Source organism: Duganella sp. Leaf126, assembly GCF_001423125.1.
Lineage (GTDB): Bacteria > Pseudomonadota > Gammaproteobacteria > Burkholderiales > Burkholderiaceae_D > Rugamonas.
In genome coordinates, this window is the sequence record NZ_LMNW01000008.1 from 17,235 (window position 1) to 33,238 (window position 16,004).

Annotated in this window: 15 protein-coding genes and 2 pseudogenes; 12 read left to right on the plus strand and 5 right to left on the minus strand. The window is 56.2% G+C overall.

The annotated features are described in order from the left end of the window. Position 1: 1 nt before the first annotated feature. From tssE to ASF61_RS07415, 5 genes are all read right to left on the minus strand, one after another. Positions 2-493 carry a type VI secretion system baseplate subunit TssE gene (gene tssE, locus ASF61_RS07395; RefSeq protein WP_056153341.1) on the minus strand — a complete coding sequence of 164 codons (492 nt, stop codon included), beginning with the start codon at positions 491-493 and terminating at the stop codon, positions 2-4. Positions 494-617: 124 nt separating this feature from the next. Then, on the minus strand, positions 618-1,109 hold the full coding sequence (locus ASF61_RS07400; RefSeq protein WP_056153345.1) for a type VI secretion system tube protein Hcp: 492 nt from the start codon (positions 1,107-1,109) through the stop codon (positions 618-620). A gap of 28 nt (positions 1,110-1,137) precedes the next feature. Beyond that, positions 1,138-2,622: a type VI secretion system contractile sheath large subunit gene (gene tssC / locus ASF61_RS07405; RefSeq protein WP_056153348.1), complete on the minus strand. Its 1,485-nt coding sequence runs from the start codon at positions 2,620-2,622 to the stop codon at positions 1,138-1,140. A 3-nt stretch (positions 2,623-2,625) separates the two neighbouring features. After that, the gene (gene tssB, locus ASF61_RS07410) at positions 2,626-3,135 is read right to left on the minus strand and encodes a type VI secretion system contractile sheath small subunit (protein ID WP_056153352.1); all 510 of its coding nucleotides are present in this window, start codon (positions 3,133-3,135) and stop codon (positions 2,626-2,628) included. A 71-nt stretch (positions 3,136-3,206) separates the two neighbouring features. Next, entirely contained in the window at positions 3,207-3,791 is a 585-nt protein-coding gene (locus ASF61_RS07415) for a M48 family metallopeptidase (protein ID WP_229205749.1), read from the minus strand. Between the two features lie 305 nt (positions 3,792-4,096). On the opposite strand from ASF61_RS07415, the gene tssK reads away from it, so the two are divergent. The 12 genes and pseudogenes from tssK to ASF61_RS22665 all read left to right on the plus strand — a co-directional run. Beyond that, a complete protein-coding gene (tssK, locus tag ASF61_RS07420) occupies positions 4,097-5,443 on the plus strand; it encodes a type VI secretion system baseplate subunit TssK (RefSeq protein WP_056153357.1) in 1,347 nt (448 codons plus the stop codon). Between the two features lie 10 nt (positions 5,444-5,453). Continuing rightward, a complete protein-coding gene (gene icmH, locus ASF61_RS07425) occupies positions 5,454-6,236 on the plus strand; it encodes a type IVB secretion system protein IcmH/DotU (protein WP_056153361.1) in 783 nt (260 codons plus the stop codon). Between the two features lie 32 nt (positions 6,237-6,268). After that, positions 6,269-7,025 (plus strand): type VI secretion system Vgr family protein (locus ASF61_RS23940; protein ID WP_229205752.1); only part of this gene is annotated, 757 nt, incomplete at its 3' end. Position 7,026: 1 nt separating this feature from the next. Then, a pseudogene (locus ASF61_RS07430) lies at positions 7,027-9,232 on the plus strand (DUF2345 domain-containing protein); the annotation flags it as partial. A gap of 23 nt (positions 9,233-9,255) precedes the next feature. Then, positions 9,256-10,815 (plus strand): hypothetical protein, encoded by a 1,560-nt coding sequence (locus ASF61_RS22650; RefSeq protein WP_082491296.1) that lies wholly within the window; start codon positions 9,256-9,258, stop codon positions 10,813-10,815. Positions 10,816-10,823: 8 nt separating this feature from the next. Further along, complete coding sequence (locus ASF61_RS22655) at positions 10,824-11,930, plus strand: hypothetical protein (protein ID WP_082491298.1); 1,107 nt, start codon at positions 10,824-10,826, stop codon at positions 11,928-11,930. A gap of 226 nt (positions 11,931-12,156) precedes the next feature. Further along, positions 12,157-12,912, plus strand: a complete 756-nt coding sequence (locus ASF61_RS07435) for a contractile injection system protein, VgrG/Pvc8 family (RefSeq protein WP_056153367.1) — start codon at positions 12,157-12,159, stop codon at positions 12,910-12,912. 155 nt (positions 12,913-13,067) lie between these two features. After that, positions 13,068-13,532 (plus strand): DUF2515 family protein, encoded by a 465-nt coding sequence (locus tag ASF61_RS23945; protein ID WP_229205750.1) that lies wholly within the window; start codon positions 13,068-13,070, stop codon positions 13,530-13,532. Further along, complete coding sequence (locus ASF61_RS24555) at positions 13,502-13,714, plus strand: hypothetical protein (RefSeq protein ID WP_373994535.1); 213 nt, start codon at positions 13,502-13,504, stop codon at positions 13,712-13,714. The genes ASF61_RS23945 and ASF61_RS24555 overlap by 31 nt, the downstream gene beginning before the upstream one ends. Further along, on the plus strand, positions 13,629-14,063 hold the full coding sequence (locus ASF61_RS23950; RefSeq protein WP_229205751.1) for a DUF2515 family protein: 435 nt from the start codon (positions 13,629-13,631) through the stop codon (positions 14,061-14,063). Before ASF61_RS24555 ends, ASF61_RS23950 begins: the two co-directional genes overlap by 86 nt. A gap of 72 nt (positions 14,064-14,135) precedes the next feature. Continuing rightward, complete coding sequence (locus ASF61_RS23190) at positions 14,136-14,915, plus strand: hypothetical protein (protein ID WP_156369492.1); 780 nt, start codon at positions 14,136-14,138, stop codon at positions 14,913-14,915. Between the two features lie 230 nt (positions 14,916-15,145). Beyond that, positions 15,146-15,841 (plus strand): annotated as a pseudogene (locus tag ASF61_RS22665) (IS5 family transposase); the annotation flags it as partial. Positions 15,842-16,004: the final 163 nt, after the last annotated feature.

A 16,004-nucleotide genomic window follows, 5' to 3' on the forward strand; every position in this document is an offset into this window, starting at 1 on the left:
GTCAGACTCCCGGCGACGCCAGGCGGCGCGCCTTGCTTATCGTGTAATGCAGACTCGACGGTTGCAGGACGGCGTCGAAATTGACGGGTTCCTGCTCCGCGTTCACCACCAGCAATGCGGTGATGGCGAAATTGAGGCGGTTGATCTGGCCGTCACGCACTTCGAGCGAGGCGCGCACATTACGCAGGCGTGGCTCGTGGCGGGCAATGGCTTTTTCCAGGCCGGCGCAGATGTGGGCGCGGTCGTCCGTGCTCGACAGGCTGAGGCCTGCGAAATCGTTGAGGCCATAGGTGAGGATCGAGCGGGCGCACTCGGGGAATTTTTTCAGCAAATCTTCGCTGAAGACGGAGCGGGTGTTGAGCAGCGCCTCGAGGTCGCGCGCAACGGCGTCCTTGAGTTCTTCGATCGACAGCCGCGTGACGGTAGCGGCAGTGGCGCCGTGGACGGGGGTATCCATCAGGCGGTCGAACAATCCCGGCGAAAAACCTTTCATGTGCTTCCTGGTCAGGTGCGGTCATAGGGACCAAAACAACATCACGGCAGCCAGGACCCCGGCTGCCGCGCTCTGGTTGCGCCAGGTGCGGCGCCTGACGCCGCCGCACCTGGCGCGCGCTGTCTTAGGCCGTTTTGTTGGCCGACAGGTCCCAGCTACCGGAGGTGTTGCCGCCGGAGCCGCCACCCACTTTTTGCTGGGTGTACTTCCACTTGACGCGCGAGTACTTGATCGACAGCTCTTCGGTCAGGATGTCGCCAGGCGCGACCGACGGTGCCACGCTGCTGATCAGCACGTTTTCCAGTTCGATTTCGAAGTACTTGATGCGCTCGCCCTGACCATCGGCGCGCAGGAACTCGAACTTCGCCTTGGGGATGGTTTTACCGGACGAGCAATTCTGCAGCAGCAGCGGGGTCGCCAGGTCGGCCAGCTTGGCCACCACGATGTCCTTGTGCTCGGTACGCTCGGCGGTATGGCCACCACCGGTCGAGGCGGTTGCCGATTTCGGCTGCAGCACTTCCCACTTGACCGATTTGCACTCGATCCAATCCTTGTGGGCGGAGTCGGTGGACTCGCCTTTGATGCCGTCGATTTGCAGATAGACGTCGATTGCCATGGTATTCCTTTCGATTGTGGTTTAAAAATTACGACTTGGTCGATTGCGGCAGCTCCGCGACCAGACGGAGGGAGACAGACAGCTCGTCGAGCTGGAAGTGCGGCCGCAGGAACGACACGGCGCGGTACACGCCCGGACGTCCCGGCACTTCGGAGACCTGCACCGAAGCTTCGCGCAACGGGAACTGGGCCTTCTGTTCTTGGCTGGCGTTGTCGTCGAGCAGCACGTACTGGGTCAGCCAACGGTTGAGGAAGTCTTCGACATTCGACGCTGCGGCGAAGCTGCCGATCTTGTCGCGCATCATCGCTTTCATGTAGTGGGCAATGCGCGAGACCGCGAAGATGTATTGCAGCTGGGCCGACAACACGGCGTTGGCGTTGGCCGCGTCCGTGTTGTATTTCTTGGCCTTCTGGGTCGACTGTGCGCCGAAGAAAGCGGCGTAGTCGGTGTTCTTGCAGTGCACCAGCGAGATGAAACCGAGATCGCTCAGCTCCTTCTCGCGGCGGTCGGTGATTGCGATTTCGGTCGGGCACTTGAGCGCCACTTCGCCTTCGTCGGTCTTGAAGGTGTGGGTCGGCAAGTCTTCGACCAGGCCGCCACCTTCCACGCCGCGGATCGCCGCGCACCAGCCGTAGTCTTCGAACGCGTTGGTGAGCTTGGTACCGAATGCATAGGCGGCGTTGCACCACAGGTATTTCTGGTGATCGGTGCCATCGACGTCTTCGACGAAATTAAAACCTTCGACAGTGGCGCCATCGGCCGGATTGAACGGCAGACGGCCGAGGAAGCGCGGCAGGGTCAGGCCCACGTAGCGCGCGTCTTCCGATTCGCGGAACGATTTCCACTTGGCGTACTCGACAGTGTCGAACACTTTCGACAGGTCGCGCGGCTTGCCCAGGTCGCTATAAGTTTCGAGGCCGAACAGCTCGGGCGACGCAGCCGATATGAACGGCGCGTGCGAGGCGGCGGCCACGTGCGACATCTGCTCGATGAAGTACATGTCCTCGGGCTGGCGCGTGATCTCGAAGTCGCCCAGCAGGGCGCCGAACGGCGCGCCACCGAAGGTGCCGAATTCTTCCTCGTACACTTTCTTGAACATCGTGGACTGGTCGAATTCGAGCGCGCTCTGGAAGTCCTTGACCAGCTCTTTCTTGGTCGCGTTGAGCATCTTGATCTTCAGGTTCTGGCCGGTGGCCGAATTGCGGACCAGGTAGTGCAGACCGGTCCAGCTGCTTTCGAGCTTCTGGAATTCCGGCGCATGCATGATGGCGCTGAGCTGGCGCGAAATCAGGCTGTCGATCTCGGCCACGCGGGCGTCGATCGTGGCCGCCAGGTTGTCCGACACCACCACGGTGCCGTCCATGACCTGGTTCACCAGCTCGGCGATGATGTCCTTGGCGCGGGCGTGCTCGACGCTGGACTTGGCAACCTTGCTCTGTTCGACGATCTGATCGAGCAGCGCCAGTTCGGTGGTGGCCGCACCGGCCGACGAAGAGGAAGTTTGGACGGACATGGTTCAGTCTTTCTTGTCAGTGGTTTGCTGGCCCAGGGCGGCCAGCTTCTCGGTGCTGTGCAGGACATCGTTGAGGATGTCTTCCAGTTTGTCGTTGCCGGCCAGCTTGTTGCGCAGGTCGGCCAGCTTGGTGCGCGCCTCGAGCAGCTTGCGCAGCGGATCGACCTGTTCGACCAGCGACTCGGGCCGGAAATCGTCCATCGACTTGAACTTGAGATCGACCGCGAACTCGCCGCCGCCCTCGCCCAGCTCGTTCTTGACGCGGAAATTCGCGCGTGGCTCGACGCCCTTCATCACTTCGTCAAAGTTATCGCGATCGATCCCGACGAACTTGCGTTCCTTCAAACGTTTTTTCTCGACTTCGGAATTGCCGCCGAAATCGCCGACGACACCCATCACGAACGGCAGTTCCTTGTTCTCGATCGCATCGCCGATCTCGACGTCATACGTCATCTGAACCCGCGGCGGACGCACCTTTTGCAGGCGTTTCTGAACACTCTCTTTTTTCGACATGACATCCCCATTTCAAAATAGGCGGCGGCATGCTGAGGCCGCCAAGTGGATAGAGCCTGAACTACTTACGATTACTTCAACGCATCGAAGGGATCAGCCTTCGGTTCAGCAACTTTTTTCGCGCCCTTGCGGCTGCTGGCCGGCGGCGTAGCGCGCGTGGGCGCTGCGGCAGGCTTCTCGCGTACCGGCGGCACCAGCACCTGCTCGCCCAGGCTCTCGCGCAGCAGCTTGGCCAGGTCCTGCGACTCCGTCCGCAGCGAACCGGACAGGTTGTTTTGACGGCTCAGGTCTGCAAGCGCCCGGGTGGACAGGCGCAAGCCGCTGATGGCGATGATGCTGTTGGCCAGCTGGTCGTTGGGATCGCGCACCAGGATTTCCTGGGCGTTGACGATGGCGTCGCCGTACTGGCCGGCGTCGTACTTGGTCTGCGCCATGCGCGTCCACGGGGTTTTATCGGCCGGATACTCGGTAGCGGCCTGCTTCCAGATCGTCATGGCGGCTTCCTTCTGACCGGCGGTGTCCACGGCGGCAGCCTTGCCCATCAGGTCAGCCAGGCTCGGCTTTGGTGGCGGGGCCGGCGGTGCGACCGGAGTGGTCGAGCAGGCGGTCAGTATCATCAGGCAGGCGGCCCCGCCGAGCAGACGGCGAATATGCATGGTGGTAATCATGTAATCCTCAAAAAACGGTGATGGAAAGCAATGCAACAGTCGCTGGCTTGCTATAAACTGTTGCTTATTTCTTATTTTTCGGCAGCGTAGCATAAATTTAATATTTACCTCGTACAATACAAACTCAGCCGTAGACATGTGTCAAAAGAAACATTGCATAGCTTAGCACGTTACCTCAAAGCAATACTCGCGCTAACGCAGAAAATGTTATTGTTCTGGCAGTTGTGATTGGGCATTACTTTTACCGGCATGGCAGACCATGCCGCGGCGCAGGCAGGAGGCAAGGACAATCGATGAGCACTACCGGAAAACTTTTATGGGGCGAGGGCCTGTTCCTGCGGCCACAGCATTTTCAGCAGCAGGACCGCTACCATGAACAACGCCTGCACGAGAGTGTCAAGGCGCTGCACCCGTACGCCTGGGGCGTGGGCCAGTTGCAGCTCGACCGCGACGCCCTGGTCAACAACACGCTGCGCGTGCTGGACCTGGCGCTGGTGTTCCAGGATGGCGAGATCTATCACGGCCCGGGCAACGACGAGCTGCCGCCCGAAATCGACCTCAGCAATGTGCCGCAATCGCAGCAGTCGCTGACGTTCTATGCCGCCCTGCCCGCCTTCAAGCATTTCGGCGGCAATTTCGCACCGGACGGCCAGCCGGCCAACACCGCCCGCTACGCCCAGAACAATGTCGACACGCCCGACCTGTACACCCAGGCCGCGCAAGCCCAGCTGACGTTCCTGAAAAAATCGCTGCGCCTGGTGTCGGAACTGGAGCCGCGCGACTCATACGTGACCTTGCCGCTGCTGCGCCTGCGCCGCCTGTCCACGGGCGGCTTCGAACAGGACCCGTCCTTCATTCCACCGAGCCTGACGATCCGCAGCGCGCCGCTGCTGTTCCTGCAACTGCGCCGGCTGCTCGACGCGCTGCAGGCCAAGGTCAACGCCCTGTACGGCCACCACCGCGAGCCCAGCAAGCACGTGATCGAATTCCGCTCGGGCGACATGTCCTCGTTCTGGCTGCTGCACACGGCCAGCTCGGCCTACGCGTCACTCAGCCATTATTTCCACCATCCGGCGCTGCACCCGGAGCGGCTGTACGAACAGCTGCTGGGCCTGTCCGGCGCGCTGATGACGTTCTCGAAAGGCATCTCGCTGGGCGACCTGCCGGCCTACGACCACCTCGATCCCGGTCCCGGTTTCGCGCGCCTGCACGGCATCATCCGCGAACTGCTCGACACGGTGATTTCGTCGAAATACTTCGCCATCGCCCTCACCGAGGTCAAGCCGTCGTACCACCACGGCATGCTCGACTCGGGCAAGATCGACGCCCAGACCACGTTCTACCTGGGCGTGTCGGCCGACCTGCCCGGCGTGGAACTGGTGGACGTGGTGCCGCTGCGCTTCAAGATCGGTGCGCCGGACGACGTGGAGAAATTCGTGCTGTCGGCCATGCCGGGCGTGCGCCTGTCGCATGCGCCGCAAGTGCCGGCCGCCGTGCCGGTGCGGCCCGACACCTATTATTTCGCGCTCGAGGCCAAAGGCCAGATGTACGAACGCATGCTGCAGGCGCAGTCGATCTCGATCTACGTACCGTCCGGCATGCGCGACCTGAAACTCGACCTGGTTGCCGTAACTTCCTGAAGACCATACCATGACCACTACCGCTCCTCCCTCTCTGATCCCCGGCGGACAACCGGCATTTTCAGCCAGCGTGGCAGCCGGACCCGGCACCGAACACACGCTGATGGACCTGATGTATGACGGCTTTTATGCGCTGTTCATGCTCAAGAACGGCAACGGCCCGCAAGCCAATGCCGACTTCATCGCCAAGATGACCCAGTTCCTCGACGACTTTACACGCGGCGCCAGGAAACAGGGCGCCTCGCCCGACGACATCGACAACGCCAAGTACGCGTTTTGCGCGGCGGTGGACGAGATCATCCTGCGCTCACAATACGGCATCCGCGACGCCTGGGAGCGCCGTCCGCTGCAACTGGTGCTGTTCGGCGACCAGCTGGCCGGCGAGAATTTCTTCAACCGCCTGGAAAACCTGCGCGCGCGCGGCGCCGTCCACCTACAGGCGCTGGAAGTGTTTCACATGTGTTTGCTGCTGGGCTTCCAGGGCAAGTACATCATCGAAGGCTCGGAAAAGCTGGCCTACCTGACTGCCCGCCTCGGCGACGAAATCGCCAACATGAAAGGCAAGAAAACCGGTTTCGCGCCGCATGCCGAGCGCCCCGACCAGATCATCCACAAGCTGCGCAACGACGTGCCGCTGTGGGTGCTGTGCTCAGTGTTCGCCCTGATTTGCGCCCTCGGTTACATCGGGCTGCGCAGCATGCTCGGCCATGGCACTGAAAAAAGCATGAGCGCGTATAACGATGTCGTCAAGCTCGCGCCCAAGCAAGCCAACCTGACCATTACCTTGCCGTGATCTCGCTGTCCGACCTGCCGGGCGCGTCCTTGGTGGACAGCGTATTCGGAACCGGCCTCAGCCAACACGCGCGCCTGATCACGCTTGCCAGCGCGCAGGATTCCACCCTGCCCGAAGCGTTGCTGCCCGAGCACTTCACGGGCCGCGAAGCAGTCAATGAACTGTTTCGCTTCGACATCGACGCGCTCAGCACCTCGACCGACCTCGACCTGGGCGCCTTCATCGGCGAGGAAATCACACTCAAGCTGCTGCAGCCGGACGGTTCCCGCCGCGCCTGGCACGGCCTGTGTACCGAAGCCGCCTGGCTCGGCGCTGACGGCGGCATGGCCCGCTACCGGCTGCGCCTGGAACCGGGCCTGTCCCTGCTGGGCCTGCGCCGCGACAGCTACATTTTCCAGGACAAGCATGCGCAAGACCTGATCACCGAACTGCTGGCCGATTATCCGCAAGTGCGGTTCGCCTTCGATATCACGCAGCCCCTGGTGGCGCGGCCGATCTGGACGCAGTACCGCGAAACCGATCTCGAGTTCCTGCAGCGCGTGCTGGCCGCCGAAGGCCTGAGCTGGCGCTTCGAGCACGACCAGGATGGACAGGATGACAGCAGCGCTGCCGCCGACGGACAGCAGCAAGCCAAGCATCAGGTGATCTTTTTCGACAGCAAGGCCGTGCTGCCCGACACGCCGGGCGGCGCCGACCTGCGCTTCCACGGCGTGCGCGCCACCGACACCGACGACGCCATCGACGCCTTCAACGCCCGCCGCCGCGTGCAGGCCAACGCCGTCACCATCANCGACCTGCGCTTCCACGGCGTGCGCGCCACCGACACCGACGACGCCATCGACGCCTTCAACGCCCGCCGCCGCGTGCAGGCCAACGCCGTCACCATCAGCAGCTGGGACCCGAGCCAGCTGGTGGCGCCGGCAGCTGAACAGAGCACCAGTCTCGACATCGGCGAACTGCCGGCCATGCCGATCTACGACGGCAGCGCCGAGCGGCGCCACGCCGACACCGCCGCTGCCGATCCGCACAGCCGCCTGATGCTGCAGGCGCTGGAACTCGACAACAAGCTGTTCGACGGCGAAGGCGCCGTGCGCCGCCTGGCCGCAGGCCACCGCTTCCACCTGACCCAGCACGAACGCTACGCCGACGGCGACAATGGCTTCACCACGCTCTGGGTCGAACACGAGGCGCGCAACAACATCACGCCTGCCATGGACGGCGTCGGTAACCTGCCGGGCGCCGCCAAGGCCGGCCTGGCCACGCTGGCGAAATTCGCCGCCAGCACCATCGAAAACGGCACCTACCGCAACCGCTTCGGCTGCGTACGCGATACCGTCGCCATCGTCCCGCGCGCAGCCGCCGCCCGCTACACGGGCGTCGCGCTGGGTCCGCAAACGGCACTGGTGGTCGGTCTGCCCGACGCCGTCAACACCACCACGCGCGAGCACCAGGTGCGCATCCAGTTCGCCTGGCAGCGCGGCGCCAGCACCAACGCCGGCGGCCTGCCGCACAATACAGACCAGAAAGGCAACGCGCCCGGCAACGATACGTCGGGCGCCTGGGTGCGCGTGGCCGAAGCGCTGGCCGGCCCCAACTGGGGCTCGCAGTTCACGCCCCGCATCGGCACCGAAGTGCTGGTCGACTTCATCGAAGGCGATATGGATCGCCCGCTGATCGTCGCCCAGCTCTACACGGGATCAGACACCCCACCCTACGCTGCCGGCGTGGACAGCGGCGTCAATCACGCCGGCGTCATCTCGGGCATGCACAGCAATAACTTCGACGGCGGCGGCTACAACCAGTGGGTGGTCGACGACACGCCCGGCCAGCTGCGCACGCGCCTGGCCACAAGTACCGCCGCCACCCAGCTGAACCTCGGCTACCTGGTCCAGCAAACCCCGACCTCCGCCGAGCGCGGCAAATATCGCGGCCACGGCTTCGAACTGCGCACCGACGCCTGGACCACGATACGCTCGGGCGAAGGCCTGCTGCTCTCGGCCACCGCCCGCCCGCAACTGGGCGCCAGCGTCACCTCCACCCAGCTCGACAGCAAGGAAGCGATCGGCCACCTGAAAAGCGCAGCGGAGTTGAACAGGGTGCTGGCCGACGCCACCACCCAGCACAGCGCCTTGTCGAGCAAGGCGGCCGGCGAAGCGCAAACCGACTTCATCGCCCAGATCGACCCGACCCAACAAGGCAAATTCGAGGGCGCCGTCGGCGGCCAGGAGTCACTGAAGGCTGTCGAAGGAAAACGCGAACCGGACAGCGCTGCGCCAGTGGAAAAGTTCGCGCAATCGGTGGTGCTGATGGAAGCCCCCGCCAGCATCAACTGGGCAACACCCGCCTCGACCGCGCTGTTTGCCGGCGGACAGCTGCAGTGGACCACACAGTCGGACCTGCACCTGGCGTCGGCATTTACGGTGGCATCGGTATCGGCCAACGCCACCGGCCTCTTCACCCACGCAGGCGGCATCCAGGCCATCGCCGCCAACGGCCCGGTGTCGCTGCAGGCGCATACGGATCAGCTGGAGATTCTGGCGGACAAGGCGATTACGGTGATTTCAGTCAACGATGTGATCGAGGTGAAAGCGAGTCAGAAGATCGTGTTGCAGGCTGGGCAGTCGTCGGTGACGCTGGAGGGTGGGAATATTACGTTTGCTTGTCCGGGGAATTTTACGGTGAAGGGGGGGCAGCATTTGTTTGAAGGAGGTGGGCGTCAGACCGCTAATCTACCTAATCTCCCTGGGAATGCACTTATCGAATCGAACTGGATAGCTCTGCATTATCTTGAACCAGAAACTGCTTTAGGAATACCAGGCGTCGAATACGAGATTCACTTTGAAGGTGGCCCAGTACTTAACGGCACTCTTGACGAGCAGGGAAAAGCGCGTCATGAAAACGTGGAGCGTAAAAAAGTTAAAAAAATTATATATAAACCGCGCAAGCCGGAGAAGGAGAATCCTGCTCCGCAATTGGAGGATTTGAGCAATGCCTGAGGCCTACGAACTGGCGGTACAACATGGCTGATATCAACACGACTCAAATGCGGGATGCACTGGCATGGATGACAAATGACCAGAAAGAAGCTGAGCCCAGTAGCGATCCTTTCGTTTGGTTTTGGGAAGCGATACAGGGCGACTTCAATGAAGATCGATCTACTGGACAGTTGATGATAGATGCAGCAATTTCTATGATCCCGTTAGTGGACCAGATTTGTGACATCCGTGACCTAATTGCCAACTGCAAAAAGATCAATAATGATCGTTCGGACACCTGGGCGTGGGTGGCATTGGCCTTAACCTTAATAGGTCTTTTCCCCTTCCTAGGGTCGCTTGTCAAAGGTGTACTCAAAATCTTTTTTGCATTCGTAAGAAGAATGGGTGGTGCTGCTACCATAAAAGCTGTAGACCTCGCGATGACTTGGGTCATCACATTCTTACGCCGTAGAGATGTGCAGAATTATCTTATATTGCATAAAATTGATAATGTATTTAACTGGCTTGCTAAGGAAATTAGATTAATTCATGGAAAAATTAATACTGCTGCATTATTAACAGCATTTGACCGCGGCATAAAAGTTCTAGATGGAATGGCGAATAATGTAAAATATGTTCCAATGATTAGTAAAAAAGCTATTGATTGTTTAAAGTATGTTAAAGAAATTCGGCTTGCAGCAGATAAATACTTAGGAATCGCAGTTGCTCCTGTTCAAAATGTTCTAGAAAAAGCCGCGTTAAGACTTGATAAGGCTGCATTAGAACACCTCCCCGGAATCGTTAATGTCAACAACATACATTTTCGCGGCGGCTTACCCGAAGCATCGGCTGTGACGCTGATGCGCAATGCTGATCCTTTACCAACTTGGCTTAGTAAAGGTAAGGTGGCGAATCACCCCTCTCTAAAGTACTCGCAATACAAGGCGTACGTTGAAAAATATGCTGCTAACGGATGGCCTGCATTAAATAAACAAAACGTTGAGTCTTTCGCAAATTTGCTACGGGATGAGATAAAAGGCCCAGCCAGATTGTATCGTATCCTTGCTCCCAACAGTCGAGCAATGAGCGACTGCTGGGTGACTGAGGAAGTTTTTAATCAACTTAAATCTCAAAAAGATCCTCGCTCAGCTTGGCGAAAATTTCTAGCAGTATGGCCTGACTGGAATGTAAATGGACAATTTGTTGTCTATGATGTTAAAGCAGGCGAAAGTCTTAAGGTATGGCGCGGCAAAGCATCATCACAATTTAAGGAAAATATTCCGGACCGACATCTCGAGGGAGGTTGGGAACAAATAATCTTCAAAATAGATCGCAGCGATGCACGTAACGACTCGATGCGTTACTACACTCTTAATGGGGGTAAGAAAAATCGACTTCAGAATGCAACTAGTCAAGAAGAATTTAATAAATTCAGTGATGCAGAAAAGGCTCGCTACACTGGCCTGCGCGAGTCGATTAACCACCCCAATATAAGTGGTCCTTTCGATACCGGCTGGGGTTACTCTGATTTCGGTGGCGTAGGACTAGGTGAGCGAATTGGATTACCCTCACTGCCTGGCCAAACAACCAAACTCACTAAATAAGGTAAAACATGCAAAAAGCTCCATTTGAAATGAGCAATTGGCAGAAAATCCAAGTTACTTTACTTTATCACTTTGCCTCTCTAGATTATCTCAAAAATCTACAAAAAAAAGTTCATGGATTGATGATGGCAGTAAATCCTACATTGGACTTAGCTAAAGCTCAGCAGCGTGATGCTCTACTCACAGATACGCGCTGGGGTGCTCGAAATACCGCAGGCAATTGGGAAAATAACGGCTGGGCATACTTGGCTGATTTTGAGTTATCTATTACTACCCAGATTTCAAAAATATCCCTTGAATCATATTCAATTACAGGCACTAATCAGTGCGAAAGAGGGTTGTCTGAATTATCTTTACAGTGGATGACGCAAGCTGAACAAGATGATTTTGAGTCGCGACTTGAGGAAATATCCAATTATGCTCTGGCATTAGATGAGACGATGAATCAACACGAAAAAGCGGGTAGATGGGATGACTTTAGCCTAACTCTTGCTTCACGAGATCATAGCGAGGCACTAGATAGTGCACCCGCTCTACGCCTTCGCCCTGACGTGACTGCAACAAGCGGAATTACTCCACCTCGTACAGGTGTTTATCTTCCCATCGACGACCCCAACGGCGCTCCACAATTCTGCTGGACAGGAAATCCACCCGGTAAATTATTGGAATGCACGACCTTGAATGCATTAGGAATGAAAGCTTTGCAAGAAGTCGGACGCAAAGAAATATGGGTAAATGAAGATCTAATGCATGCCTTTGTACAGAAACATTTAAACGATCCTTTACTGACAAGAGATGATTTTTTTTCTGATAGTATAACTGATCCAGCACTTGCGCCAAGTTTAGTGGCACGCAATGCGTTTACAACAAGACCTTGCACTTGGATTTACGTTGAGCAAATTAATGGAGAATCAGAAAAATGGGAGGACAGCAGCAAACCTGGTGCCCCTACAGATGTTGTGCGTCTTAAAGCAGGGGAATTGTGCAACCTAGAGGGCTACTACTTTAGTCCGGCCAAACCCGATTCACGTCGATATTTCTCAAAAGGCGAGTTAATGCCAAATATCGGAGGAGATTATGGGCTTACCTTTTGGCAGTGGGATATTAATCAATAACTAAGTTGATATTTCGAGGACCATCAAAAGGTCATTATGGTAGCAGCGCTGCCGCGGATGGCCAGCAGCAGGCCAAGCACCAGGTGGTCTTTTTCGACAGCAAGGCCCTGCTGCCCGACACGCCGGGCGGCGCCGACCTGCGCTTCCACGGCGTGCGCGCCACCGACACCGACGACGCCATCGACGCCTTCAACGCCCGCCGCCGCCCGACCTGCGCTTCCACGGCGTGCGCGCCACCGACACCGACGACGCCATCGACGCCTTCAACGCCCGCCGCCGCGTGCAGGCCAACGCCGTCACCATCAACAGCTGGGACCCGACCCAGCTGGTCGCGCCGGCAGCCGAGCAGAGCACCAGCCTCGACATCGGCGAACTGCCGGCCATGCCGATCTACGACGGCAGCGCCGAGCGGCGCCACGCCGACACCGCCGCTGCCGATCCGCACAGCCGTCTGATGCTGCAGGCGCTGGAACTCGACAACAAGCTGTTCGACGGCGATGGCGCCGTGCGTCGCCTGGCCGCAGGCCACCGCTTCCACCTGACCCAGCACGAACGCTACGCCAACGGCGACAATGGCTTCACCACGCTCTGGGTCGAACACGAGGCGCGCAACAACGTTACGCCCGCCATGGACGGCGCGGGCAACCTGCCGGGCGTCGCCAAGGCCGGCCTGGCCACGCTGGCAAAATTCGCCGCCAGCACCATCGAAAACGGCACTTACCGCAACCGCTTCGGCTGCGTGCGTGACACCGTCGCCATCGTCCCGCGCGCAGCCGCCGCCCGCTACACGGGCGTCGCGCTAGGTCCGCAAACGGCACTGGAATTTTACGGTGAAGGGGGGGGCAGCATTTGTTTGATGGCGGGGCAAGTAACCCACCGGACTTCCCAGCTCTTCCCGATACGAAAGTCAAGTTTTTTGATGAGGCATTTGTTCTCAAGGATCCGACTGGAATGCCATTGGCGAAGATTCCATATAAGATAAAAGACCCATCGGGTGAAGTCATTTCAAAAACCTCCGAAAATGGATTTTCCGAAAGAGTTTCTACTGAAGCTAGCGAGTCAATAGAATTTGAATTGCAATGGTTCAAAGTCATTTCACAAAAAAATGATTTAGACTTAGCACTATAGGGATCTAGAATGAGCACCCCAGAAAAATCGACGTCTCAGACCAATAATAGAAAAAACTCATGCAAAGAGATTCAGTGCGACTGCAATATGATGTGGTCGATTGTGCAGCAAATGAGTACAAAACGGCTTTGCGATAGTACAGGAAAAAATGAAGGTACAATTATACCTGTTTATCGCGACAGAGCAGAAAGAATAGCTGCAACATACGCTAGATTGTATCTTGAAACAGAGGATTATGGCGACATCTCTAAAAAGGGAAGATTTTATTGGATGGCATTAGGAGCGTTTGCTAGTAAAACAGTAGCTTGCTCATTATGCGACACGCGTGTAGCTCTAATTGGTACAGTCTTCAAAGGACTCGCAAAAGGAAATCTGTGGTTATTTATGATATCAGCGGATGGCACTGGTATTATACGCGCTTCCGCAATAGTTTTGATCAATGCGTGTCAAATAGAGATGCCTCCCAATATGTAAAACCTGTAAAAGCTCAAGTCGCTAGTTACCCTTGGAAAGATGAAGCATTACCTAAAATAAAAAACATGAGCCGCCATAGTTTTATAGTTAAAGGATTTGATTTTTCGAAAAAAAATAGAAACAGAAAAGCGATTAAATATCAAAGCATCTTTCCAATTACAGCACCTTCTGGCGATCGCTGATCACGAGCAAGGATTCATTCTCCAGCCGTTAATTTATGATGATCCAAGTTTTTCAGCATGGGTTGAACGCCTGAGAGCTTGGTATGCGAACTGGGCAAGCCCTGAGTTACATTTAGTCTTTAACCATTCGTGCGATACGGACGCTGCGCAATTGAAATCAGTTGCGCCAAAAAAGACTGTCCTTGAGAATTTTGCCAGCCGGATGAACTGGATCCGTGCCGCCGCAGAAAATTTTCACGACCTGATGCAAAACAGGATAAACTATATGGAAACTGAACTAACCATTATTTCAAGCTGGGTACAAAAAACGTCCGTTCCGGTATCGCAAAATTACTACGTACCAATGTAAATAATGAGAATACTGTTAATACTAATATTTCTTTCAATTCTAGGCTGCGAAAAAAAGCCCACAAAAAATAACATGGAAAATCCAATAGCAATTTTGAAAATAAACGAAGATCCGCGCGCATTTTTAGATGTTAATGGTTTCTTTAAGGTTGAAAATCATCCGGCTGGAATTAATTTCTACACCGCGAATTGGAACGCGTCCGATCATGCTAGAGCTAGATTAGAAAATATCAACCATTCCTTCTCTATCGAACATATGTTAGGCGTCACTGCGACCGATGAGCCTAACTCGCCGGAGGAAGGGATAGTCAAATTTAGCATCAATGCGGGAATTTCGTCCGCCGACGTAATAAGCCATGAAGAGGCGCGTCAACGCTTTGTCTACATACTGAAAAATATTCGGAAAGTAGGTTGGCAGCGTTTTCTGGACGAAGGAGATCCTCGTTTGAGCGGCCGAGATATGTTAGATTTCATATTAAAGGACTCTCCAGCAAGCTCAATGGATCCTGATTATGAACCGACATTTGAAGAATGGATGAAAATCCCTAGTCGAACTACTTGGTCTTTCTACGCTAATCATGTTTATTTATCGCTAGATTTCTCTCGCGATCCCACATTAACTGATCCGAATAAGCCAGGAGCGTATTTAATAACATTTACAGTTAATAGCGAAAACAACCACTATAAGAGCTACGTAGATCCCAAAGATCGGAAAGATTGGAAAAATCAACTTTCTTCCAAACTGGCGATCTTGCCAAAAATGAGAAAAGAAGCCGAAGCAGAATTACGCACCAAAGGCGTTAAAATTGATGAATTTTACGTGGACCCTCCAAAGCCGAGCTTTATCAGATAAAAATTGCGTTGTAATTTTCCGTATTTGAAAAATTAATTAATATCTTAAACTCGAATCGAAAAATACTTATTTTTTAATATTTTTCATTTTCAGCAAAACGTGAATTACTTAGTCGGGTGTGAGCAAATCCTAACCGCTAAATTCTGCTGCTGAAAGATCAAAAAACAGTAGGTGGGATTTGCAAGCTTTCGCTAAATAGTGGTAATTACTTGCAAATTTCAGAGGCCTGAATGGGATCGAAGTCAGCCGGATCACAAAGCGCACACATGTTCCGGCAACGGCTGGACGAACTGGTTAACCTCGAGCATCCGCTGGCCTGGCTGGCCGCCCATATCGACTGGAGCGTCTCTGAGCGCGAATGGGGCGGGCATTTCCCTTCATCGCGCGGCCGTCCCGCCACCTCCACTCGGCTCATCGCGGGCCTGCTGTACCTGCTGCACACATTTGCCCTGTCCGACGAGGATATGATCTGAGGCTGGGTCGAGAATCCGTCTTGGCAGTTGTTCTGCGGCGAGGCCTGGTTCCAGCACCGGCCGCCGATCGATCCCAGTTCGTTGACGCGCTGGCGCAAGCGCATCGGCGAGGCCGGGCTGGAGTGGATGCTGACGCAAACGATCAAGGCGGCCGAGTCAGCGCGGGTGGTCAAGCTGCAGAGCTTCCCAAAGGTGATTGTCGACAGCACCGTGCAGGAAAAAGCCATCGCTCATCCTACCGACAGCAAATTGCTGGAGCCGGCCAGGCAGCACTCGGTCAAGCTGGCCGCCAAGGCGGGGCTGACGCTACGCCAGAACTACAACCGCGAAGCGCCGAGGCTGACTGTGCAAGTGGGCCGCTACGCGCACGCCAAACAATACAAGCACATGCGCGCCAGCCTGAAGAAGCTCAAGACCGTGGTCGGCCGGGTCTGGCGCGACATCGAGCGCCAGAGCGACAAGAATTGCATGGCACCGGCGCGCCTGTTACGCGACTTCGTAGACAGCCATTGTCCACAGGTAATCCCCCCATTAATGATGCGCACCAGAAGTAGAGGCTATGCGGCGAGGGCCAATTTCTGAATCGGCGTGATGCCGCCAAGTGCCATGTGTGGCC